At 30.3% G+C, this 23246-nt stretch carries 20 protein-coding genes and 3 tRNA genes; 16 read left to right on the top strand and 7 right to left on the bottom strand.

What is annotated here, in order from left to right:
* Positions 1-28 precede the first annotated feature (28 nt).
* The gene (locus tag ACNI3D_RS13715; RefSeq protein ID WP_129101293.1) at positions 29-223 is read left to right on the top strand and encodes a YwbE family protein; all 195 of its coding nucleotides are present in this window, start codon (positions 29-31) and stop codon (positions 221-223) included.
* Positions 223-666 (top strand): YaiI/YqxD family protein, encoded by a 444-nt coding sequence (locus tag ACNI3D_RS13710; protein WP_375724573.1) that lies wholly within the window; start codon positions 223-225, stop codon positions 664-666. Before ACNI3D_RS13715 ends, ACNI3D_RS13710 begins: the two co-directional genes overlap by 1 nt.
* On the opposite strand, the gene ACNI3D_RS13705 is transcribed toward ACNI3D_RS13710, so the two are convergent.
* Positions 663-1640: an endonuclease/exonuclease/phosphatase family protein gene (locus tag ACNI3D_RS13705; RefSeq protein WP_419767408.1), complete on the bottom strand. Its 978-nt coding sequence runs from the start codon at positions 1638-1640 to the stop codon at positions 663-665. The genes ACNI3D_RS13710 and ACNI3D_RS13705 overlap by 4 nt on opposite strands.
* Here ACNI3D_RS13705 and ACNI3D_RS13700 point away from each other — a divergent pair.
* On the top strand, positions 1621-2577 hold the full coding sequence (locus ACNI3D_RS13700) for a DUF234 domain-containing protein (protein WP_419767407.1): 957 nt from the start codon (positions 1621-1623) through the stop codon (positions 2575-2577). The two genes, ACNI3D_RS13705 and ACNI3D_RS13700, sit on opposite strands and share 20 nt — an antisense overlap.
* A gap of 57 nt (positions 2578-2634) precedes the next feature.
* Positions 2635-3291: a class I SAM-dependent methyltransferase gene (locus ACNI3D_RS13695; RefSeq protein ID WP_419767406.1), complete on the top strand. Its 657-nt coding sequence runs from the start codon at positions 2635-2637 to the stop codon at positions 3289-3291.
* A 601-nt stretch (positions 3292-3892) separates the two neighbouring features.
* Here the strand turns inward: ACNI3D_RS13695 and ACNI3D_RS13690 are convergent.
* Together ACNI3D_RS13690 and ACNI3D_RS13685 are read right to left on the bottom strand one after the other, a co-directional pair.
* Positions 3893-4648: an alpha/beta fold hydrolase gene (locus ACNI3D_RS13690; protein WP_419767405.1), complete on the bottom strand. Its 756-nt coding sequence runs from the start codon at positions 4646-4648 to the stop codon at positions 3893-3895.
* Positions 4649-4654: 6 nt separating this feature from the next.
* Positions 4655-5806 carry an MFS transporter gene (locus ACNI3D_RS13685; protein WP_419767404.1) on the bottom strand — a complete coding sequence of 384 codons (1152 nt, stop codon included), beginning with the start codon at positions 5804-5806 and terminating at the stop codon, positions 4655-4657.
* Positions 5807-5952: 146 nt separating this feature from the next.
* Here ACNI3D_RS13685 and ACNI3D_RS13680 point away from each other — a divergent pair, with 146 nt between their 5' ends.
* From ACNI3D_RS13680 to ACNI3D_RS13650, 7 genes are all read left to right on the top strand, one after another.
* Entirely contained in the window at positions 5953-8076 is a 2124-nt protein-coding gene (locus ACNI3D_RS13680; protein WP_419767403.1) for a methyl-accepting chemotaxis protein, read from the top strand.
* A 250-nt stretch (positions 8077-8326) separates the two neighbouring features.
* On the top strand, positions 8327-8710 hold the full coding sequence (rpsL, locus tag ACNI3D_RS13675) for a 30S ribosomal protein S12 (protein ID WP_013136382.1): 384 nt from the start codon (positions 8327-8329) through the stop codon (positions 8708-8710).
* Positions 8711-8726: 16 nt separating this feature from the next.
* Positions 8727-9194, top strand: coding sequence for a 30S ribosomal protein S7 (gene rpsG, locus ACNI3D_RS13670; protein ID WP_013136381.1), 468 nt, complete (start codon positions 8727-8729; stop codon positions 9192-9194).
* A gap of 9 nt (positions 9195-9203) precedes the next feature.
* On the top strand, positions 9204-11312 hold the full coding sequence (gene fusA / locus ACNI3D_RS13665; protein ID WP_013136380.1) for an elongation factor G: 2109 nt from the start codon (positions 9204-9206) through the stop codon (positions 11310-11312).
* A gap of 122 nt (positions 11313-11434) precedes the next feature.
* Positions 11435-12301 carry an NAD(+)/NADH kinase gene (locus ACNI3D_RS13660; protein WP_129101304.1) on the top strand — a complete coding sequence of 289 codons (867 nt, stop codon included), beginning with the start codon at positions 11435-11437 and terminating at the stop codon, positions 12299-12301.
* A gap of 6 nt (positions 12302-12307) precedes the next feature.
* Positions 12308-13843: an AAA family ATPase gene (locus tag ACNI3D_RS13655; protein WP_419767402.1), complete on the top strand. Its 1536-nt coding sequence runs from the start codon at positions 12308-12310 to the stop codon at positions 13841-13843.
* Between the two features lie 117 nt (positions 13844-13960).
* Positions 13961-15241 carry a peptidase U32 family protein gene (locus tag ACNI3D_RS13650; RefSeq protein WP_419767401.1) on the top strand — a complete coding sequence of 427 codons (1281 nt, stop codon included), beginning with the start codon at positions 13961-13963 and terminating at the stop codon, positions 15239-15241.
* Positions 15242-15246: 5 nt separating this feature from the next.
* Here ACNI3D_RS13650 and ACNI3D_RS13645 read toward each other — a convergent pair whose 3' ends face one another.
* The 4 genes from ACNI3D_RS13645 to ilvD form a co-directional block, all read right to left on the bottom strand.
* Positions 15247-16467: an ArsS family sensor histidine kinase gene (locus tag ACNI3D_RS13645; RefSeq protein WP_419767400.1), complete on the bottom strand. Its 1221-nt coding sequence runs from the start codon at positions 16465-16467 to the stop codon at positions 15247-15249.
* Positions 16464-17138 (bottom strand): response regulator transcription factor, encoded by a 675-nt coding sequence (locus tag ACNI3D_RS13640; RefSeq protein WP_419768999.1) that lies wholly within the window; start codon positions 17136-17138, stop codon positions 16464-16466. Before ACNI3D_RS13640 ends, ACNI3D_RS13645 begins: the two co-directional genes overlap by 4 nt.
* A 10-nt stretch (positions 17139-17148) precedes the next feature.
* On the bottom strand, positions 17149-18591 hold the full coding sequence (locus ACNI3D_RS13635; RefSeq protein WP_419767399.1) for a Do family serine endopeptidase: 1443 nt from the start codon (positions 18589-18591) through the stop codon (positions 17149-17151).
* A gap of 111 nt (positions 18592-18702) precedes the next feature.
* On the bottom strand, positions 18703-20391 hold the full coding sequence (gene ilvD, locus ACNI3D_RS13630) for a dihydroxy-acid dehydratase (protein ID WP_419767398.1): 1689 nt from the start codon (positions 20389-20391) through the stop codon (positions 18703-18705).
* A 143-nt stretch (positions 20392-20534) separates the two neighbouring features.
* Between ilvD and ACNI3D_RS13625 the strand changes: the two genes are divergently transcribed.
* The 5 genes from ACNI3D_RS13625 (at position 20535) to ACNI3D_RS13605 (ending at position 23234) form a co-directional block, all read left to right on the top strand.
* Positions 20535-20621: transfer RNA gene (locus ACNI3D_RS13625), tRNA-Leu, on the top strand.
* Between the two features lie 16 nt (positions 20622-20637).
* A tRNA-Ser gene (locus ACNI3D_RS13620) sits at positions 20638-20726 on the top strand.
* Positions 20727-20773: 47 nt separating this feature from the next.
* Positions 20774-20849: transfer RNA gene (locus ACNI3D_RS13615), tRNA-Cys, on the top strand.
* 205 nt (positions 20850-21054) lie between these two features.
* On the top strand, positions 21055-22068 hold the full coding sequence (gene galE, locus ACNI3D_RS13610; protein ID WP_419767397.1) for a UDP-glucose 4-epimerase GalE: 1014 nt from the start codon (positions 21055-21057) through the stop codon (positions 22066-22068).
* A complete protein-coding gene (locus tag ACNI3D_RS13605; protein ID WP_419767396.1) occupies positions 22065-23234 on the top strand; it encodes a nucleotide sugar dehydrogenase in 1170 nt (389 codons plus the stop codon). The genes galE and ACNI3D_RS13605 overlap by 4 nt, the downstream gene beginning before the upstream one ends.
* Positions 23235-23246: the final 12 nt, after the last annotated feature.

The following is a 23246-nucleotide window of genomic DNA, read 5'->3' as shown; positions in this document are numbered from 1 at the left end:
ATACTACAAAATAAATAAAAGGAAGAAAATGGCAGATGGTAAAAAGCGTTTTGATGTAAAAATTGGAGCAAAGGTAAATATAGTTTTAAAACAAGACCAAAGAAGTGGAAATCTAACTCAAGGGATAGTTAAAAATATCTTAACAAATTCTCCTACTCATCCCCATGGTATAAAAGTAAGACTACAAGATGGACAAGTTGGACGAGTGCAAGAGATCTTATAATGAAACTTTTTATAGATGGAGATGCTTTTCCTAATATGTTAAAACCCATAGTTTTAAGAGCCATTGAAAAAAAAGGCTTAGAGACTTTAGTTTTTGCAAATAAAAAAATAGATATTGGAAAATCAAATCATGTGAAATATATCATCGTGGATTTGGGAGCAGATGAAGCTGATAATAAAATTGTTGATGAGGTCTCAAAAGATGATTTGGTTATAACAGCAGATATTCCCCTAGCTTCTAGAGTAATAGAAAAACAAGCCCATGCTATTGATCATAGAGGTGAAACCTATACAGATGATAATATCAAACAATATTTAGCCATAAGAAACTTGATGCAAAGTATAAGAGATGCAGGAGAGATGACAAAAGGACCACCACCTTTTAATAAAAAAGATGTACAAAAGTTTGCAAGCTCTTTAAATGCATTTTTACAAAAAGTCTAATCAATATCTATCTCACATACAACTTGAGCATGGTCACTTTCTAGTAGTGAGCCATTTTGATTTCTTTTTAGGTGTTCATCAAATACTTTGTAAGAGATAATCTTATCTTTTAAGTCATTTGATACAAAAATATAATCTATGACATTGCCATCTGCGAAATGATAACTTGTAGGTGTTCTTTCTATGCTTTTTTGTTCAGGATGGGGATTATAAATCTCTTCTTCATGGTGATAATAAGCATCAAAAAGTATATATTCATCATCTTGGGATTCTTCATGATAAGCTTTGTTGCATAAAGCATCAATTGTCATTGAATACTCTTTGTCATTTAAATCACATAAAAATATTGTAGGTATTTTTGACTCTTTGATTTCCATAAATAAGGAAGATGCTTCTATTAGTCTTTGTTTTAAAACACTTGAAAAATCATTCTCTAAGGCAACTTTTGTTTTTTCTATTTTCTCTTTTAAAGTAGTATCTTTTTTAAATATATATTCAAACTCATTTAATCTATTTGATTTAAGATGATTTACATAAACAGCTATTTTTGTTTTGTTTGGAAGTTCTATTATTGCTTTTATTGGAACTCTTGAAAAGGCAAATTTATCTTTAAAATTGTGTTTTTTTATACTAGCTAGATCATATCTAACATTTTTATTTGAGATGATTGGGAACCTAGAAGCAAGGGCTAAAACTGTAGTTTTATAGATAGTTGGATTTTTTGTATTTATCTTTGGCTTATCCACACTTAAAAAGTGTTCATAACCTAACTCTTTGCAGAGTTCTTTTAACTCTTCTATTGAAAATACTTCTTGAAAACCGATAATATCAGCATCCAAAATTTTGATTTGTTCTTTTATCCAAGATACTTTTTGTTCCCATTGCTCTTGGGTAAACTTGTCTTTTTTGAAATACCAAGAAAAAGGTGGGGCTGTAAATTGAAATAGGTTGAAAGTGGCAAATTTAATATTCATAAAGTTATTATATCCGATTTATGTTATAATCCCAAAAACAATTAAAGGCTTTACTATAATACTTAATACTAAAACAATATTGGAGCAATTTCAATATTTCTGTAAACAAAACAATCCAAAAGATATGGAAACTGCACTAAATTATTTTGCTATATTTGGTGGACTTGATATAAAAATCGATACTACTAAACCACTTGGTAAACTAATAGAGCGACATATTTTAGATGAATATTATGACTTACAAGAGTATATTTCAAAACTGACAAAAAACTCTTTGCCATACTATAAAGTTCTAACTGGTATTGCTTTAGGTGATAGAAGAATTAATAGTGCATTTAAAAGAGCAGATGTAGAATATGACGAAGGGATAAAGGCCTTACATGATTTAGAAGAGTTAGAGGTAATTTATACTGAAACTTCTATTGACCATCTAACAAATAAATTTGAAGATAATGATGTGGCTGATAAGTTATTATTCAATGCTCCTTTTTTAAGATTTTGGTTTGCTTTTGTATCTCCACTTTATAGAGGAATTGCAAGAACTGAATATAAAGAGTTTTATGAGCGATTTAACAATTACAATGCAGAGTTTATGCAACTAATCTTTGAACAATTAAGTCATGAGTATGTAAAAGATCTTTTTAAAGATGATGCAATAGAAGAGATAGGAAGATACTGGGATGAAAACAATGAGATAAATCTTGTAGCTGAGACAGAATCTGGGAAAATTATTGTGGGGTCTTGTAGATATACAAATAGCAAGATGAAAAAAACAGAACTTACAAGACTAAAAGAGCTTTGTGAAAAGTTAGAGATAGTTCCTGATTATGTTTTACTATTTTCAAAAAGTGGTTTCACAAATGAAGTAAAAGCACTAAAAAGTGATGGAGTAAAACTCTTCACTGTTAAGAGCCTAAAAGCGATTTTAGAAGCATAAAACTTTTTTAGTTCAGATACTCTAAATAAAGAGTATACTGAACCTTGAAAGGTTCTTATGCCAAAACTGCGATACACATATCAAACAATAGAGTTTGGTAATATGGACATACATGTCCGAACTTTAAAAGATACACAACAATATGACGAAGAGTGTGATTTAAATCCTACTACAGGAATATCCTCTGCCAACTGGTCATTATTTGGAGTTATTTGGCCTTCATCTAAAATCTTAGCAACTTTAATGAATAATTATAATATCAAAGATAAAAGAATCCTAGAAGTAGGGTGTGGAATAGCTCTTTCAAGTTTAGTATTAAATCACAGAAATGCAAATATAACAACAACCGATTTTAACCCAGAGGTTCAAAAATTCTTGGTAGAAAACACAAGAATAAATCATGGAAAAACAATCCCCTTCGAGTGTGCAAACTGGGCAAATGCTGATGATACTTTAGGAAAATTTGATTTAATCATAGCAAGTGATATTTTATATGAACAGTTCCACTTAGAGGATTTAAGTAGGTTTTTAAATGAGCATACAAATGAGTCTTGTGAAATTATAATTGTAGATCCAGGTAGAGGAAATCATGCAAAGTTTTCTAAGATGATGGTTTTATTAGGTTATGTTCATAGTCAAAGTGAACCGTTGAATACTTCAGATTATTTGGATGAGCCTTTTAATGGACAAATTATTCGTTATATAAAAGGGTAGTTCTTTTCTCTTGAAGAGGTAAACCTCTCCGCTCTTCTTACTTTTTGTGGACAAAGTAAGCCTTGTGCTTGCAGTCTCTTTGAGAAAACCACCAACCGTATCAAAGCCCTTTGGGTTCCCTCATTTATTATTTATCTTTTCTGCCTTGCAAAACTCATATAAAAATATGCTTTATAGCATATTTGTTATATTCAAACAGTTGCAAGCCTTTTCCGAAAAGAGAAATAAACATTCGGCTTTTACAAATGTTGGAATAAAGGTGGGATAAGGACATTTACATTTTTGATTGAAAGCTATTCTTAACTTCTTATATTCTCAATTACTAAAAAATTGTTCAAATTATTATTAAAAAGACACCAAAAGATATTACTACATCTACAGAAGCCGAACGGTTATCTTTCTCTTTTCTAAACAAGATTGGTAACTGTCTGAGTGTTTAAAAGTTGCTAAACGCAAGTTTTAATAAGCGAGTTTTACCAATCAGAAAAGATAAAAATAATAAGTGAGGGAACCTTTGGCTTCGAAGCCGTAGTTGTTTTTGCTTACTTTTCGTCAATACAAAAGTAAGAAAGCGGAGAGGTTTACCTCTTCAAGAGCAAACCTATTTACAAAACCTCTCTATTTCAGTTGAGAAATAAACAGGACACTCTATCATAGGATAGTGTCCTGCTTCCATACACTCTATTATCTCAAAATCATTATAATACTCTTCAAACTGTTTCTTTACATTATTTTTATGAAAAGCAGGTAAGTCATGATGACCTACCATTATTTTTATTGGTATCTTTATATCTTTTACTTCATCTATAAAATCAGTTGTAAGATACATAATCATATAACCAGTTCTAGCTTCTAAAGTTGAAGCTTCATATCCCATTTTGATTCTATAATCTTTCCATGGTTGATTGTATCTATTACTTGCACTTTCAACTACATATTCAATAAAGTTTTCATTTTTTTTCATACTATCTATTAGTTTTGCTTGGGCTTGGGGTTTCATCTTTATACCAGCAGCTGAAATTGGAGTGATTAGAATTAGTTGTTTTACTCTATCATCTATTAGGGCTACTTTTTGAGCTATCATTGTCGACATTGAGTGAGCTAAAAGATTTACTTCTTTTAGATTTAGATTTATTATGAGGTTTTTTACATCATTTGCTGCTTCTTCGCAAGTATATTCTCCTAAGATATCTTTTGATAAACCATAGCCTCTATGGTCTACAAATATGTATGTGAAGTTTGTAGTATCTATATAAGGTAGTATTGGATCAAAGTTTGTATGATCTCCCATGAGTTCATGTAAGACTAAGATATTCTTTTTACCCTTGCCTACAATTTTATGTCCAAGTATTGTCATGTTAACTTATCCTTCAAATTTATATTTTTTTAGGAAATATAAACATAGTCCAACTCCTAATAAAGCCATAAATGCACCACTTAGGGCTGGGTAATTATAGTTTAATCCTAAAAATAATGGAATACCACCTAAAAATGCACCTAAAGAATTAGCCACATTAAAAGCAGCTTGTAAAAATGCAGCTCCAAGCATTGCAGAGTGTTTTGCGCTATCTAACATGATGATATTAATAGGTGCCCCAATTGACATAGCAAAGGCACCACATAAAAATGTAAGAACAATAGTTGCAAACTTATATTCAGATAGGAAAAATACTAATACTAAACATAAAACCATCATCGATAAAAGGAAGATTGCTACTTTTATAGGGTTTCTTTTATCTGCTAAATATCCACCAACTATATTTCCAACTAACATTCCTAGCCCTGCCACAATCATCATGTACGAGACACTACTTTCTTCGAAATTTGTAACATTTATTAATAATGGAGCAATATAACTAATCCATGCAAACAATCCACCAAATCCAGTTGCTACGATAGCTAATATGTGCCAAGCTTTGATAGTCTTAAAAAATTGTAATTCATCTTTTAATGTGATAGTTTTTATCTCTTTTTGTTTTGGAAGATTTTTATATAAAGAGAAGATGGTTACTAAGCCAATTATTGAAACTATTGCAAAAGCAAATCTCCAGCTAAAAGTATGACCTAAATATGTAGTAAGGGGAACCATAGCAACATTTGCAATTGTAAGCCCTGTAAACATCACGGCAATTGCTTGTGCTGATTTCCCTTTTTGGGCAAGTTTTGCAGCAACCACTGTTCCAACACCAAAAAAAGCACCATGGGGTAGACCACTAAAAAACCTTGATATCAAAAGTGTAGAATAATTTGGTGCAATAGCAGATAAAAAGTTGAAAAATGTAAATAGAATCATAAAAGCTATTAAGATGTTTTTAGCTGGAAACTTTGCACTTAGAGCGACTAATATTGGCGCTCCAATAACTACTCCTAGGGCATAAGTAGAGATTAAATGCCCAGCAACTGGAATACTAATATTTAAGTCATTTGCAACATCTGGTAATAATCCCATAATAGCAAATTCAGTAGTACCAATAGCAAGACCACCTAAAGCTAGGGGTAATAATTGTTTTGTCATAAAAAGTATCTTTATTTTAAATTTTTGGAATTTTAGTGTTTTATGGCTTAGTCTTTTATCAAAGATAATACATGTATAAATTTATCACAGTAATGACACATTACTAAGGTATAATTATTGCAAAATATATTTCCGAAGGAAAAAAAATGAATATTTCTAGTATAAAATCAAAACTTCTTGTATTGTTATTTATAAGTATTTCTTGCTCATTTCTTATACTTGGATACAAGGATGCTTCAAGTAAGTATCAAACTGAATCTTCACTGGTAAAAAAAGATGAATCAGCTTTAGCTAAACAAACAGCTAAGTTTATTAATGATTATTTACAATCAAAAATAACTGTTGTAAATTCTGTTGCAGATATGATAGAGAACCAAAATCTTACAATAGATAACAAAGTTCTATTAAATCAACTTGTGCTAGGTACTAAGGCAGGGGATTTTGCAGCCATGTATTTAGGATTGGAAGATAGTGGTGATTTAATTAGATTTAATGGTATTGTAAAAACTATTAAAGATAATAATTATGATGCAAGAACTAGACCTTGGTATAAAAAAGCCATTGAAACACAAGCTTCAGGTGTAACAGAACCTTTTGTTGATAATAATACAAAGAGACTAATAATTACTGTTTTCTCACCTTATAAAAAAGATGGGAAGTTTATCGGAGCTATTGGGGCAACTATCTTTTTAGATACAATAGTAGAAGAAATATTAAATTTGAAGTTAGGTGAAGATGGATTTGCTTATCTTTTATCAAGTGATGGAAAAGTAATAATTCATAAAAATAAAGAACTATTAAAAAAAGATAGTTTTTTATTTAAAGGCATTAGAACAGATGAAGATAATAAGTTTGCAGAAGCTACTGAAAATGGAGTTAAAAAACTTGTAGCTTATAGTAAAGTTTCTATTCCTTCTTGGTATTTGGTTGTTGAATTAGGTAAAGAGGGTGTATATAAAGAAATAAATAGACATATTGTAGAACAAATAGCTATTTATGTGGGATTATTAATAATAATTTTATTACTTTTATATTTCTTACTAAAAAAACTATTAAATCCTATAAATACTCTTGAATCAGGATTAAATGATTTCTTTGAATATTTAAAAGGTACAAAAAATACAGTTGAACCACTAAATATTCATACAAATGATGAATTTGGAAATATGGCAAGAAAAATTGATGAAGAAATAGTCTTTGTAAAAGAGGGGATTGATAAAGACAGATTGCTAATTGAAAATGTAAAAGAAGTAGTTACTAAAATCAAAAATGGAAATTTAGATGTTCAAGTAGAAAAAACCTCTTCCAAAGAATCATTAAATGAATTAAAAGATATTCTAAATGATATGATAAAAGCAAATGCTAAAAATGTAAATAATAATATCAATACAATTTTAGCTGCACTTAAAAACTACTCAAAACTTGATTTTGAGAAAAACATAGATAATGCTACGGGTGAAGTTGCAAAAGGTCTAAATGGATTATGTGATATTATAAATGGAATGTTGCAAGAAAATTACCAATTAGGGTTAACTTTAGAAAATAATGCAAAACAACTTTTAGAAAATGTTAATACACTTAACAAGTCATCAACAGATACAGCAGCATCGTTAGAAGAGACTTCTGCTTCAATTGAAGAGATTACTTCAACTATTGTTGAAAATACTCAAAATATTTCACAAATGGCAGTTTATTCAAATAATTTACTAAAATCAATTAGTTCAGGACAAGCTTTAGCAAAACTTACAGTTGAATCAATGAATGAGATAAATGAACAAACAAGTGCAATTGCAGAAGCAATTACAGTAATTGATCAAATTGCTTTCCAAACAAATATTTTATCACTAAATGCAGCAGTAGAAGCAGCAACAGCAGGAGAAGCAGGAAAAGGTTTCGCAGTAGTTGCAGCTGAAGTTAGAAATCTAGCATCAAGAAGTGCAGAAGCTGCTAAAGAGATAAAAAGTCTAGTAGAAAATGCCACAATAAAAGCAAATACAGGTAAGAAAAATGCTGATGAGATGATAAGTGGATATGCAGAATTAAATGATAATATTAATAAAACTACACAACTAATATCTCATGTTGAAGTTGCTTCAACTGAACAAAAACAAGGAATAGAACAAATCAATGATGCAGTTGCAAGTCTTGACTCAAGAACTCAAGAAAATGCAAATGTTGCAAGTCATGCTCACCAAATTGCTACAAATACCTCTACTATTGCAGAGAACATAATTGCGAATGTGAATAAAAAGAAATTTAGAAAATCTTAAAATAAGGCTATTTAATAGCCTTATTTTATAAATAAAATGAAATCTCAAAATAAATATAACAGATATCTACATATACTTACTAAGCCTAATTTAATTTTATTTTAAGTATAATCCCTAACTTTTTTAGAAAACAACTACAGTTTCTCTAAAATGGTAGTATCGTTTTGATTATACAGGTGTATATATCAAGTCAATCGAGAAGCCTGGGTAATGCTATAATTACTCAAACCAATTTAAACAAAGGGAAAAAATGCCTACTATTAATCAATTGATTAGAAAAGAGCGAAAGAGAGTGGTTGAAAAATCAAAATCTCCAGCACTTGAAAAATGTCCACAAAGAAGAGGAGTATGTACAAGAGTATATACTACAACTCCAAAGAAACCTAACTCGGCTTTAAGAAAAGTTGCAAAAGTTAGATTAACAACAGGATATGAAGTTATTTCATATATCGGTGGTGAAGGTCACAACTTACAAGAACACTCTATCGTTTTAGTTAGAGGGGGAAGAGTTAAGGATTTACCTGGGGTTAAATATCACATCGTTAGAGGTGCTTTAGATACTGCTGGTGTTGCAAACAGAACTGTTGCAAGATCTAAATACGGTACTAAGAAGCCTAAAGCGGCTAAGAAATAAGTAGAAGGATAATAAGATGAGAAGAAGAAAAGCTCCAGTAAGAGAAATATTAGCAGATCCTATCTACAATAGTAAAGTGATCACAAAATTTGTTAACACAGTAATGTTAGATGGTAAAAAATCTGCTGCTGAAAAAATTATGTATGGTGCAATTGCAAACTTAGATGCTAGAGGCGAAGAAGCTGGTATTGAACTGTTTGAAAAAGCAATTGAAAATGTTAAACCACTTTTAGAAGTAAAATCTAGAAGAGTTGGTGGAGCTACATACCAAGTTCCTGTTGAAGTTAGAGCTGTAAGAAGACAAACTTTAGCATTAAGATGGCTTGTAGATGCTTCAAGAAAAAGAAATGAAAGAACTATGGTTGAGAGATTAGCTAACGAATTATTCGAAGCTGCTAACGACAGAGGCGCTGCTTTCAAGAAAAAAGAAGACATGCATAGAATGGCAGAAGCTAATAAAGCATTTGCACATTATAGATGGTAGGAATTATAAATGGCTAGAACAACACCACTTAACAGAGTTAGAAATATTGGTATCGCTGCTCATATTGATGCAGGGAAAACTACGACTACTGAAAGAATTTTATTTTACACAGGTGTATCGCACAAAATTGGAGAAGTACATGAAGGTGCTGCTACAATGGACTGGATGGAACAAGAGCAAGAAAGAGGTATTACAATTACTTCTGCAGCTACAACTTGTCACTGGAAACACCCAATTACAAATGAAGACTTACAAATAAACATTATTGACACTCCGGGTCACGTTGACTTTACAATTGAAGTTGAGAGATCTATGAGGGTTCTTGATGGTGCTGTTGCAGTATTCTGTTCAGTTGGTGGAGTACAACCACAATCTGAAACTGTTTGGAGACAAGCTAATAAATATAAAGTGCCAAGAATGATATTCGTTAATAAAATGGATAGAACTGGTGCTGATTTCTTTATGGTTGAAAAACAAGTTAATGAAAGACTAAAATCAAATGCGATTCCTATTCAGTTACCAATAGGTGCTGAAGAAGATTTCAAAGGGATTATTGATTTAGTACAAATGAAAGCTATCGTTTGGGATGAAGATGCAGCTATGGGTTCTCACTACCATGTAGAAGAGATTCCTGCTAATTTATTAGAGCAAGCACAAGAGTATAGAGAAAGAATGGTTGAAGCTGCTGCTGAACAAATCGAAGAGTTAATGGAAAAATACCTTGAAGGTGAAGAGTTAACTCAAGAAGAGATTACAAGAGGTATCAAAGCTGGTTGTTTAAATATGACTATTACTCCTATGACTTGTGGTACTGCATTTAAAAACAAAGGTGTTCAAACTTTACTTGACGCTGTTGCTATGTATTTACCAGCTCCAACAGAAGTTGCAGATATCAACGGTGAAACTCAAGATGGTGAAGCTGTTATCGTTCCTTCTACTGATGAAGGTGAAGTTGCAGCATTAGCATTTAAAATTATGACTGACCCATTTGTTGGACAATTAACATTTGCAAGAGTTTATAGAGGTGTTTTAGAATCAGGTACTTATGTAATGAACTCTACAAAAATGAAAAAAGAAAGAATCGGAAGATTACTTAAAATGCATGCAAATAATAGAGAAGAATGTTCTCAATTATATGCAGGTGAAATCGGTGCAGTTGTTGGTCTAAAATCAACAATCACAGGTGATACATTAGCATCTGAGAAAGATCCAGTTATATTAGAAAGAATGGAATTCCCAGAACCAGTTATCTCTGTTGCAGTTGAGCCAAAAACTAAAGCTGACCAAGAAAAAATGGGTATCGCATTAGGTAAACTTGCTGAAGAAGATCCATCATTTAGAGTAAATACTGATGAAGAATCTGGACAAACTATTATTTCAGGAATGGGTGAATTACACCTTGAAATTCTTGTAGATAGAATGAAAAGAGAATTTAAAGTTGAAGCTGAAGTTGGTGCTCCTCAAGTTGCTTATAGAGAAACTATTAAAAATGAAGTTAAATCAGAATACAAATATGCAAAACAATCTGGTGGTAAAGGGCAATATGGTCATGTTTACTTGACAATTACTCCTCTTCCAGCTGGTGGAGAAGAAAACTTTGTATTCGTTAATGAAATCAAAGGTGGAGCTATTCCTAAAGAATATATTCCAGCTGTTGAAAAAGGTTGTGTAGAAACTATGCAAGGTGGTATCCTAGCTGGTTACCCAATGGTTGATATTCAAGTAACACTTTATGATGGTTCTTTCCATGATGTGGATTCATCTGAATTAGCATTTAAATTAGCTGCTTCAATGGGTTTCAAACAAGGTTGTAGAACTGCAGCTGCACAAGCTATTATCTTAGAACCAATTATGAAAGTTGAAATTGAAACTCCTGAAGATTATATGGGAGATGTTATTGGGGATTGTAATAAAAGAAGAGGACAAGTTCAATCTATGGATGATAGAGCTGGTGTAAAACTTGTTGTTGCAATGATTCCATTATCTGAAATGTTCGGATACTCTACAGACTTAAGATCTATGTCTCAAGGTAGAGCAACATACTCTATGATTTTTGATTCATATCAAGAAGTTCCTAAAAATGTTTCTGAAGAAATTATTAAAAAGAGAAATGGTTAATTAGCATTTCCTCTTTTGAATTTAAAACCCTAGCTTATTTTGAGCTAGGGTTTTTTTTTGCTTTTATTTTTAAAAATAAAGATGATGCTTTAGATGAAAGATAATTTTGATATAATCCAAGCATGAAAATAACTACAAGTAATGAAAAACTAAATCAAATCAAAAAAGCAGGCTTTATTTTAAAGCCCAATTCACCTGAAATAAAAAAAGATTACGAAGTAATTAAAAATCACTTTTTGAAAGCTAATATAGAAGTTATATTAGAAAAACAAAGTGCACTTATGATCAATGAAGGTGGAATTGAACTTGAAAATTTATGCCAAATCTGTGATTTTTTGGTATCTATTGGTGGTGATGGAACTCTTATATCTGTAGTTAGAAGAAGTTTTAAATTTGATATTCCAGTTTTAGGAGTTCATTTAGGAACTCTAGGTTTTTTGACTGATATTAGATTTAGTGAAGTAGAAAGTTTTTTATCCTTGATGTTTGAACATAAGTATAGAATTGATCATCGTATGATGATTAAAGGATGTGCAAATGAACAGAGTTTTGTTGCTTTTAATGATATAGTAATTACAAGAAAATCAGTATCTTCAATGATAAGCTTATCTGCAAAAATTGATGGTAAGCCTTTCAATTCATATTATGGAGATGGTGTAATTATATCTACTCCTACTGGTTCTACTGCTTATAATTTATCTGTTGGAGGACCTATTGTTTATCCATTAACAGAAGCTTTTATTGTAACTCCTGTTGCTCCTCATAGTTTGACTCAAAGACCATTGGTATTACCAGCTGATTTTAAAATTGAATTTACAATTACAGATAAGCAAGGCGCCTTAGTAATAATAGATGGACAAGATATTTATGAAGTAAATGAAGGTGAAAGTATCAAAATAGAAATTTCAGCTAATAAAGCAAGATTGATTCACAGATGTGAACGAAACTATTTTGAAGTATTAAATGAAAAATTAAGATGGGGAAATTAAACAGATATGATTAGTAGATTTTATTTAGAAAATTACCTTTCATTTCAAAAAGTTGATTTGGAGTTTGAAAAGGGTTTGATAGTTTTTACAGGACCTTCTGGTGCCGGAAAGTCGATTTTGATGGATGCCTTTTTGGCTTTATTTGGAATAAAAGAGGCAAAAGCAGATTTAAGTGAAACAACTATTGGTGATTCTGGGATTTCTTATGAAGAGTTTGGAATAGAAGAAGATGATGAGATAATAATAAAAGAGTTAAAAAAAGACAAAGTAAGATATTTTTTAAACTCTCAAAGTATATCAAAAAGATCTCTTACACTATTTGCAAATAATTTAGTAAAACATCTTCATTTAAAAGATAATAGTGACTTCGATAGTATTAGATTAGTTAGATTTTTGGACAGATTAAGTGCTTCCAATGATACTAACTTTGAATCTGTATTAAAAGAGTATAAAGAGAGTTTTTCTGAACTTTCAACTATATCTTCACAACTAAAAAAGATAAATAATGATGAGTCAAAGCTAGAAGAGTTAAAAGAGTTTGCAAAATATGAAATAGAAAAGATTGAATCAATAAATCCCAAAGTTGATGAATATGAAGAACTAAACGAGATAAAAAAAAGACTAGCTAAAAAAGACAAAATTGAAGAAGCTATTTTGATGGCAAAAGGTATCTTTGAATTTAGAACAAGCGTTTCAAAAGCCTTAGATACTATGGATAAAGATAGCTCATTTTTTGATGAAGCAATTAATGAATTAGAAAATATATTTGAGAATTTTAGTGATTCTTTATTTGAGTTAGAAGAGTTAGATATAGAATCTGTTTTAGATAGAATTGAAAAACTTTCTTCTTTGCAAAAAAGATTTGGCTCTATAAAAGAAGCAATAGAATATAAAGAACAAAAACAAGCAGAATTGGACTCTTATGATAATATCTCTTTTGAAAAAACAATTCTAGAAAAAAAAGTAAAAGTATTGACTATAAAAGTGGAAGAATTAGCTTCTACTTTAAGTGTTTATAGAAAAAGTAGTGCTAAAGTTTTAGAAGAAAAAGTTAATCATTATTTGAAATATTTATATCTTTCAAATGCAAAAATATACTTAAAAGATAAAGCAATTGATGCTTTAGGAAAAGATGAAGTTGTTTTGGATTTAAATGGTGTTAATTTAGAAACAATTAGTTCAGGAGAGTTCAATAGACTAAGACTTGCACTTTTAACTTCTATTAGTAAATTTGAGATTTTAAACAATGGGATTTTATTTTTAGATGAGATTGATGCAAATTTAAGTGGAAAAGAAAGTGATGCTATTGCAACGGTTTTAAAAGAGTTGTCAAAGTCATATCAAATATTTGCAATATCTCATCAACCACAACTAACAGCAGCAGCAAATCAACACTTTTTTGTGGATAAACAAAATGGTGTTTCAAGTGTAAAAATACTTGATGGCAAAGGTAAAATAGAAGAAATCTCTAGAATGATAAGTGGAGAAAATATTACAAAAGAAGCATATGAGTTTGCAAAAAATTTAGTGGATTCTAAGTAAAAAATAATTACCTCAAATGAAGGGAAAACTTTAATATTTTTTTCTCATCTTTTTAATATTTTATTTTAGTTATAATCGCAAAAATATATAAATAGTGTTTATTACAAGGAAAAATTGATGAATAATAAAGTGGAGTTATTAAGTCCCGCTGGAAATTTAGAAAAGTTAAAAATAGCAATTGCTTATGGAGCAGATGCTGTTTATGGAGGGGTTAGCCACTTTAGTTTAAGAATTAGATCAGGAAAAGAATTTACTTTTGAAAGTTTTAAAGAGGGAATTGATTATGCTCATTCAATGGGCAAAAAAGTTTATGCAACGATAAATGGATTCCCTTTTAACTCTCAAATTGAACTTTTGAAAAAACATATAGTTCAAATGGCAGAAGTAGAACCTGATGCCTTCATAGTAGCAGCGCCAGGAGTTGTAAGACTTTGCCGTGAGATTGCACCTCATATCCCAATTCATCTTTCAACACAAGCAAATGTTATGAATTATCTAGATGCTCAAGTATATTATGACATGGGTGTAAGAAGAATAATAGCAGCTAGGGAAATAAGCTTAAAAGATGTTACTGAGATAAAAAAACATCTACCAGATATGGAAATAGAGATTTTTGTTCATGGTTCTATGTGTTTTGCCTATAGTGGAAGATGTTTAGTAAGTGCTGTTCAAATGGGAAGAGTGCCTAATAGAGGAAGCTGTGCAAATGACTGTAGATTTGAGTATACTTTATATGCTGCAAATGAAGATCATGGGACAATGTTTAGACTTGAAGAAGAACCAGGAGTTGGAACTTATATTTTCAATGCAAAAGATATGAACTTAGCTAGTCATGTAGATGAGATACTAAAAAGTGGAGCAGTTGATTCTATAAAAATAGAAGGAAGAACTAAATCACCTTATTACGCAGCAGTTACAGCTTATACATATAGAATGGCAATAGATGATTTTTATGCAAATAGTTTTGAAGCAGAGAAATACCAAAAAGAATTAGCAACTACAAAAAATAGAGGTTTTACTGATGCATATTTAATTCACAGACCATTTGAAAGAGCAGATTCTCAAAATCATGAGTATGCTTTAAGCAAAGGAACATATGAAGTAAGTGGACTCGTTACTGAAGATGAAGAGCACTTTTATTGTAAATATAAAACTTATCCAAATGAAGATATAGAGATTTTTGTTCCCTTAAATACAAAAATTGATGAAGTAGATAATGATATTGGAAAGATATATTTTAAAGATGGACTATATTATATTAACTTTAAAAAGATAATAACTGAAACTGGCAAAGAATTAGAATCAGTTCACAGTGGAAATACAAATAAAATAAAGTTACCAGGAAGGTTACCTTATCTTACAATGTTTAGAGTCGAAGATAAAATGATAAGTGAGTAAATAAATTATTTACTTATATCAATAATAAAGTGATTTCTGCCATTTTCATAAGCATACTTAAATTTAAAGTCATGCAGTTCTATGGTAGTTTTCACTATATATAAACCTAATCCAAAACCATCTTTTCTTTTCTCTTCTTGAGAAAAAGGCTCTGTATAATAATTTAAATCATATTTTAATTTTTCACCACTAGAGATAACTTCTATTCTTTTTTGTGTGGCTATCAATGTTGCATGGTGATTTGGAGAAAACTTTATTGCATTGTCTATTAAGTTTTTTATTGTAATTGAAAATAGGGCAATATCAACTTTTAAGTCAAAATTACTCATTTTAGTACTAATTGTACTTGCATCAATAAGTAGTATATTCATAGCTTTTTTATATATGCTAAAGAATGTTGTATTTTCTTTATAAATAACTGACATATTAGAAGAAAGTTTTTCAACTGTAGCTAACTCTTTTATAATATTATTCATTCTGTCAAATGCTCTTCCTAATATCTCTTTATTTTTATCATCTTCAAGAGACTCTACTATGAACATAGCTTTTGTAATAGGAGTTTTAAGTTCATGCATCATATTTCGCATAAATAGATTCTTTGAGTCTGTTAGATTATTTATATTTCTTATTGCATCATTAAAGCTTTTTGCAATTTTTCCTATCTCATCGTTATTTGGGAAATCAAGCTTTATATTTTTGTCTCCACTTGAGAACTTTTGTATTTGTTTGTCTAGTGTTCTTAGGGGAATGAATTTTCTTCGTATTGCAAAATATAGTGATAGAAAAATAGCAACTGCAAATATGTATATAACTAAGGCTATACTTCTATTATAAGGCTTTGATTTTAAATCCATTAGAAGGACATTATAGCTCATTTTTTGAACATAAATATAGTACTTATTGTAGTATTCATAAATCCTTACTCTTCCAGAAGAAGACTCTTGAAACATAAGCTCTTTTGCATTATTTACAATATCTAATTTTTTTATTCTATCTTCTATAGGATTTACTTCAAACTGTAAATATAGTTTTTTAAGTTGGTCTTCTTTAGGTTGTAGTTCAAAGCTATTTAGTACACTATTAGCAATTATACTGTATCTTTGTTGTCTCTCTTGGTTAGATTTTTCTTTATCTAATTTTACAAAAAATAAAAATGTAGTTGTAATAGCAGCAAGTGCTAATACAAAGATAGTATTTATAAATGCAGTTATAGATATGTTTTTCATATAGATAATTGGTATCCTATTCCTCTTACAGATTTAATATAAGTGGCTGAATTATCTACTAAGGCAATTTTATTTCTTATTCTTGATATCATAACATCAATATTTTTCAAACTACTATCATCTTCAATATGCAAGCTATCATAGATAAAATCTTCCCTTGCTATTACTCCCCCTTTTCTTTGAATAAGAAGTTTTAATATATCAAATTCTGCCATAGTCAAATCCAAAAGTGTATTTTTGAAAAATATTTTCATATTTTCTAAGTTTAGTTCGAAAATAGAGCTTTGAGTTTCTTTAACTGGTTCTATATCTAATCTTTTTAAAATAGCTTTTATTCTAGCTTGTAATTCTCTTGGATTATAAGGCTTTGGCAAATAATCATCTGCACCTCTTTCTAAACCCATAACTTTATCTAAAATATCATCCCTAGCACTTGATATAATAATTGGTATATTTGATGTTGTTCTAATTTTTGGAATAAGTTCTAATCCATCAATTTCTGGAAGAGTCAAGTCTAATATAAGAAGTTTATAACTTGAATCTGTTTTAATCATAGATAGCCCTGTATATGGGCTATCTGTATTTGTAACTTCTATGTCAAAAGATTTCAAATAGTTTGTGATGATTTCAGCTAATTCTAAATCATCTTCTATCATTAGTACTTTAATTATGGTAGGTCCTTTATTTAATAACTAATAAAATAGTTTGTCCTTGTCTATTTACATAAACTCTTTTATATTTGTTATTGTATTTTCTTAATGCTTCTTGTACATCTGAAAATCTATTAATTGTAATATCTTCAATTTGTATAATAACATCACCAGCTTGAAAACCAACTTTTTCTGCATCAGATTTTGGTTTCACATTTGTAACTAAAACACCTGTTATATTTCTAGGAAGTCTAAATCTATCTATGATATTTGTATCTAAATCACTTAGTTGTAAGCCACCTAAAATAGTTCCATTGACTGATTCACTAATAATTAAGCCATCTCTATTACCTAATTGGGCATTTATAACTACATCTTTTTTATCTCTTTCAAGTTGAAGTATAATTTTAGCATTTGGTTTAAAAGAAGCAATAGTATTTTGTAATGCAGCTCTATCTTTGATAGGTTTATTATTTATTGCATAAATTAAATCACCTCTTTTTAGACCATATTTAGCAGCTGGTGTATCTCTTCCAACTTCTAAGATAAGTGCTCCACTTTTGTGATTATATACTTTTGCTGACTCTTTTGTTAAGTCATTAATAACAACTCCTAAATATCCCCTTGTTACTTTTCCTTCTTCTACAAGTTTTGTAGCTACTTCTTTTACCATGTTAATAGGAATGGCAAAACCAATACCATTATTGCCACCACTTCTTGTGATAATAGCACTATTGATTCCTATAAGCGCACCTCTACTATCAACTAAAGCACCACCAGAATTTCCAGGATTTATAGATGCATCAGTTTGAATGAAGTTCTCATATCTATTTATTCCAACTCTATTTTTATTTAGTGCTGAGATAATTCCTTGAGTTACTGTTTCTCCTATACCAAAAGGATTTCCAATAGCAAAAATAACATCTCCAACTTTTAAATCATCTGCATTGGCTACTTTTATTGGAGAAAGATTTGTTGCATTGATTTTAATAACTGCTAAATCGGAATCAGCATCTTTACCTATTACTTTTGCTGTGTATTCTGTAGTATCACCAGATAAGGTTACTGTTATTTCATCTGCATTTTCTACAACATGATTATTTGTAATTATATAACCATCTTTTGAAACAATTACACCAGAACCAAGGGCTCTTTGGATTTTATTTTGTTTAAATTGGTTTCCAAATTGATCCCCAAAAAATCTTCTAAACAAAGGATCATTAAACATCTCCATTGGAACATTTCCATCTTGACTAGTCATGTGTGTTTTTGTAGAAATATTTACCACTGAAAGCATAGAATTTTTAATAGAATCATTAAATGATAAAATTTGATTCATATTACTAGGGGCTACTCTTTGTGGATTTTGTGGTGCCATATCAAAATCAATACTCTTTGCAAACATATTTACAGCAAGTAAGGATGATATGATTAATAATTTTTGATTAAAAATTAAAATATTTTTTATTTTCATGTGAATCCTTTTCAAATTTATTTATAATGAAATTTTATTTGCTTTGCGTAAATGAAAAATTAATAGATTGATTAATATTTGTTAATAAATCGTGGGTTTCCCCAAGATTTATTAAAGGTCAGTTTTTAAAACTGCACCACTACTTGCATTTGTTACAAGTGCTCTGTATTGACCTAACCATTTTGATTTTAGTGGTTTTTTAAGCGGTGTAAATTCTGCTTTTCTTTTAGCGATTTCTTCATCACTTAAATGTACTTCTAAAATGTATTTGTCAACATCAATATGAATTTCATCTCCATCTTTTAGTAATCCAATCATTCCACCTTCAGCAGCTTCTGGAGATACATGTCCAATACTTGCACCTCTTGTAGCACCTGAGAATCTTCCATCCGTAATAAGGGCAACTTTATCTCCAAGCCCCATTCCCATGATAAGTGAAGTAGGGGCAAGCATCTCTTGCATACCTGGACCACCTTTAGGACCTTCGTATCTGATAACTACAACATCACCAGCTTTTACTTTTCCACCTAAAATACCAGCTATGGCTTCAGGTTGTCCATCAAAACAAACCGCTTTCCCAGTCAAGGCTCTAGCTCCTGTAATACCAGCAGTTTTTATAACAGCACCTTGTTCTGCCAAGTTACCATAAAGAATTGCCAATCCACCAACATTTGAGTATGGATTGTCAATAGTGTGGATAATATTTGTATCTTTTATATAAGCATCAGCTATTTTTTCATAAAGAGTTTCACCAGAGATAGTTAAGTTATCTAATAAGATATCTTCACCTCTTTTTGTCATCTCTTTCATAACAGCATTAACTCCACCAGCTTTGTTTATATCTTCCATATGAACAGTAGATAATGATGGAGAGATTTTAGCTATATGAGAAACTCTTTTAGAAATAGCATTAATATCACTTAGTTCAAAATTTACACCAGCTTCTTTTGCAATAGCTAACATGTGTAAAACAGTATTTGAACTTCCACCCATAGCCATATCAACAGCAAAGGCATTTCTAACTGCATTTTCATTTAAGATATTTGATAATTTGAACTTTTCTCTTGATTCATTATTTTTGGCAATTTCACATACTCTTCTTGCTGCTTTTCTGTAAAGCTCTTCTCTCTCAGGAGTTAAAGCTAAGATTGTTCCATTACCCGGAAGAGCGATTCCCATAGCTTCCATAAGTGTATTCATAGAGTTTGCTGTAAACATACCAGAACATGAACCACCACTTGGACAGGCATTACATTCGATATCTGTAAGTTCTTCTTCTGTCATATCACCTTTTTCAAATTTACCAACAGCTTCAAAAGCAGTTGCTAAGTCAATAGGAACACCATCTTTTGTATGACCTTTAGCCATTGGACCACCACTTACAAAAACAGTAGGAACATCAACTCTAATAGCCCCCATTATCATACCTGGCACGATTTTATCACAGTTTGGAATTGCAATCATTGCATCAAGTTTATGCGCATTCATAACTGTTTCAATAGAGTTTGCTATTAATTCTCTTGAAGGTAGTGAAAATAACATACCATCGTGCCCCATAGCAATACCATCATCTACACCAATTGTATTAAACTCAAATGGAACACAACCATTTGCTCTTATTTCTTCTTTTATTATTTCTGCAACTTTGTTTAGAAAAAAATGTCCGGGAATAATTTCAATGAAAGAGTTTGCAACTCCAATAAATGGCTTACCAAAATCATCATCCTTTAGTCCCGTAGCTCTAAATAATGATCGATGAGGTGCTCTGTCATAACCTTTTTTTACTTCATCACTTCTCATATAAATCCTTCGTATTTGTATATCGAATGATTATATCAAAAAATTTGGAAAATAAAATTAAAAACTATTGACAAAGAATAATTTTTTAAATATAATTCCACTCCATTTTAAGAAATAACACTTCTTTGAATCTACCAAATAGTGCGAGTGTGGCGGAATAGGTAGACGCGTGGGACTTAAAATCCCATTCCGGTTTCGGAGTGTCGGTTCGATTCCGACCATTCGCACCACTATTATATAAATGTTAGAGAGTTGCCAGAGTTGGTCGAATGGACCGGTTTTGAAAACCGGCGAGGTTCACGCCTCCGAGGGTTCGAATCCCTTGCTCTCTGCCACTTTACTTAAATCATCTAATTCTTATTTTATATGATTTAATTTTTACGGAGCTATAGCAAAGTTGGTAATGCCTCGGATTGCAAATCCGATATGCGTTGGTTCGAGTCCGACTAGCTCCTCCACTTATAATTCTAAACAAAACTCCAAAATTATATTTAAATTGTATAGTAAAAAATTGATTTTAATAATATACTTAGTCTTTACATTAAACATAATAATTATCAAAATCAAATATTTTTTGTAACTTTTCATTAACTATTTAAATACAAATTAAAGATTCTATTTGATATAATCCTCTCACTAGAATTAAAGAATGAGAGATATAATTTGAATATATTAATAACAGGTGGCGCAGGATATATTGGAAGCCATGTTTTAAAACAATTATTAGAAACCACAAGTTGCAATATAATCATACTTGATAATCTATCAACAGGTAGTCAAAAAACACTTGATACACTAAAAATAATAAGAGAATTCAAATTTATAGAGCTAGACTTAAAAGAGTTTGATAAAGTAAATAGGGTATTAAAAGAAAATAAAATAAATACAATCATTCATTTTGCAGCAAGTATAGTAGTACCCGAATCGGTTGAAAATCCATTAAAATATTATATGAATAATACAGTTAATACTACAAATTTAATCAAATGTGCAGTTGAAAATAAAGTAAGTAAATTTATATTCTCAAGTACAGCAGCTGTTTATGGTGAGCCAACAAATATCCCAAATACAGGGATAGAGGAAACTTATCCGACAGATCCAATAAATCCATACGGTATGAGTAAACTCATGAGTGAAAAAGTTTTGCAAGATACTGCAAGTGTTACTGCTGATTTTAAATATGTGATATTTAGATATTTTAATGTGGCAGGAGCGAGTGCAGATTTGACTATTGGAGAGTGTCATGAACCTGAAACACATCTTATTCCTTTAGTTGCAAAAACTGCTTTAGGTAAAAGAGATAAAATATTGATTTATGGAGATGATTACCCAACAAAAGACGGCTCAAATTTAAGAGATTATGTACATGTTTTAGACTTAGCAGATGCGCACATAAAAGCGATAGATTTTCTTAATGAAAATTCTAGTAATATATTTAATTGTGGTTATGGAAAAGGCTTTAGCGTTAAAGAAGTTGTAGATGCTATGAAATTAGTCACAAATACAAATTTTATATCTGAAATTGTTTCTAGAAGAGCAGGAGACCCAGCAACTTTGATTTCAGATAACAGAAAAATAAAATCAAAAATGAATTGGATACCAAAGTATGAAGACTTGTCTTTGATATGTCAAAGTGCATATGAGTGGGAAAAAAAACTAGAGGAAAAGATTAAATGAAGATAGCAATCGCTGGAACAGGATATGTAGGACTATCAAATGGTATTTTATTATCACAACACAATGAAGTAGTTGCCTTAGATATTATTCCTGAAAAAGTTGAGATGTTAAAGAAAAAGATATCTCCAATAGAAGATAAAGAAATAGAAGAATATCTTAAAAGAGATGATTTAAATTTCACTGCAACTTTAGAAAAAGAGCAAGCTTATAAAGGTGCTGATTATGTAATTATTGCAACGCCAACAGATTATGATCCAGAAACTAACTATTTTAATACAAAGTCAATAGAATATGTCATTACAGACGTATTAAATATAAATCCAAAGACTACAATGGTAATAAAATCAACTATCCCAGTAGGTTATACAAAAACTCTAAGGAAAAAATTCAAAACTGATAATATTATATTTTCACCAGAATTTTTAAGAGAAGGACTTGCCTTATATGATAACTTATATCCCTCAAGAATAATTGTCGGTGAGAAAAGTGAAAGAGCAACTATATTTGCAAGTTTATTAGCACAAGGTGCAATAAAAGAGAATATCGATATTCTTTTTACAGACTCAACTGAAGCAGAAGCTATAAAACTTTTTGCAAATACATACTTAGCCATGAGAGTAGCATATTTTAATGAACTAGATTCTTATGCCCAATCTCATAATTTAGATTCTAGACAAATAATTGAGGGTGTTGGATTAGATCCTAGAATTGGAACACATTACAATAATCCAAGCTTTGGTTATGGTGGATATTGTTTACCAAAAGATACCAAACAACTTAGAGCAAATTATGCAGATGTGCCATCAAATTTAATCAATGCAATAGTTGAATCGAATAGCACAAGAAAAGATTTTATAGCAGATTCAATTTTAGCCAAAAAGCCAACTATTGTAGGTATTTATAGACTAGTAATGAAATCAGGAAGTGATAACTTTAGAAGTTCAGCTATTCAAGGAATAATGAAAAGAATTAAAGCAAAAGGTATAGAAGTAGTTGTTTATGAACCAGTTATAACTGAAGATGAATTTTTTAATTCAAGAGTAATTAAAAGTTTAGAAGAATTTAAAAATATTTCTGATGTAATTGTGGCAAATAGATTAAGTGAAGATATACTTGATGTAAAAGACAAAGTTTATACAAGAGATATTTTTAATAGTGATAGTTAAAAGGAAATATAG

The organism is Arcobacter siniprincipis (SeqCode), assembly GCF_048571125.1.
Lineage (GTDB): Bacteria > Campylobacterota > Campylobacteria > Campylobacterales > Arcobacteraceae > Arcobacter > Arcobacter siniprincipis.
Note: the sequence above shows the minus strand (reverse complement) of the source record. Positions and strands in the feature narration are given on the sequence as shown.

What these genes read in the sequence shown, in the direction of transcription:
- ACNI3D_RS13715 (WP_129101293.1), top strand. Translation starts at nt 29, where the DNA reads ATGGCAGATGGTAAAAAGCGTTTTGATGTAAAAATTGGAGCAAAGGTA.
- ACNI3D_RS13710 (WP_375724573.1), top strand. Translation starts at nt 223, where the DNA reads ATGAAACTTTTTATAGATGGAGATGCTTTTCCTAATATGTTAAAACCC.
- ACNI3D_RS13705 (WP_419767408.1), bottom strand. Translation starts at nt 1,640, where the DNA reads ATGAATATTAAATTTGCCACTTTCAACCTATTTCAATTTACAGCCCCA.
- ACNI3D_RS13695 (WP_419767406.1), top strand. Translation starts at nt 2,635, where the DNA reads ATGCCAAAACTGCGATACACATATCAAACAATAGAGTTTGGTAATATG.
- ACNI3D_RS13690 (WP_419767405.1), bottom strand. Translation starts at nt 4,648, where the DNA reads ATGACAATACTTGGACATAAAATTGTAGGCAAGGGTAAAAAGAATATC.
- ACNI3D_RS13685 (WP_419767404.1), bottom strand. Translation starts at nt 5,806, where the DNA reads ATGACAAAACAATTATTACCCCTAGCTTTAGGTGGTCTTGCTATTGGT.
- ACNI3D_RS13680 (WP_419767403.1), top strand. Translation starts at nt 5,953, where the DNA reads ATGAATATTTCTAGTATAAAATCAAAACTTCTTGTATTGTTATTTATA.
- rpsL (WP_013136382.1), top strand. Translation starts at nt 8,327, where the DNA reads ATGCCTACTATTAATCAATTGATTAGAAAAGAGCGAAAGAGAGTGGTT.
- rpsG (WP_013136381.1), top strand. Translation starts at nt 8,727, where the DNA reads ATGAGAAGAAGAAAAGCTCCAGTAAGAGAAATATTAGCAGATCCTATC.
- fusA (WP_013136380.1), top strand. Translation starts at nt 9,204, where the DNA reads ATGGCTAGAACAACACCACTTAACAGAGTTAGAAATATTGGTATCGCT.
- ACNI3D_RS13660 (WP_129101304.1), top strand. Translation starts at nt 11,435, where the DNA reads ATGAAAATAACTACAAGTAATGAAAAACTAAATCAAATCAAAAAAGCA.
- ACNI3D_RS13655 (WP_419767402.1), top strand. Translation starts at nt 12,308, where the DNA reads ATGATTAGTAGATTTTATTTAGAAAATTACCTTTCATTTCAAAAAGTT.
- ACNI3D_RS13650 (WP_419767401.1), top strand. Translation starts at nt 13,961, where the DNA reads ATGAATAATAAAGTGGAGTTATTAAGTCCCGCTGGAAATTTAGAAAAG.
- ACNI3D_RS13645 (WP_419767400.1), bottom strand. Translation starts at nt 16,467, where the DNA reads ATGAAAAACATATCTATAACTGCATTTATAAATACTATCTTTGTATTA.
- ACNI3D_RS13635 (WP_419767399.1), bottom strand. Translation starts at nt 18,591, where the DNA reads ATGAAAATAAAAAATATTTTAATTTTTAATCAAAAATTATTAATCATA.
- ilvD (WP_419767398.1), bottom strand. Translation starts at nt 20,391, where the DNA reads ATGAGAAGTGATGAAGTAAAAAAAGGTTATGACAGAGCACCTCATCGA.
- ACNI3D_RS13605 (WP_419767396.1), top strand. Translation starts at nt 22,065, where the DNA reads ATGAAGATAGCAATCGCTGGAACAGGATATGTAGGACTATCAAATGGT.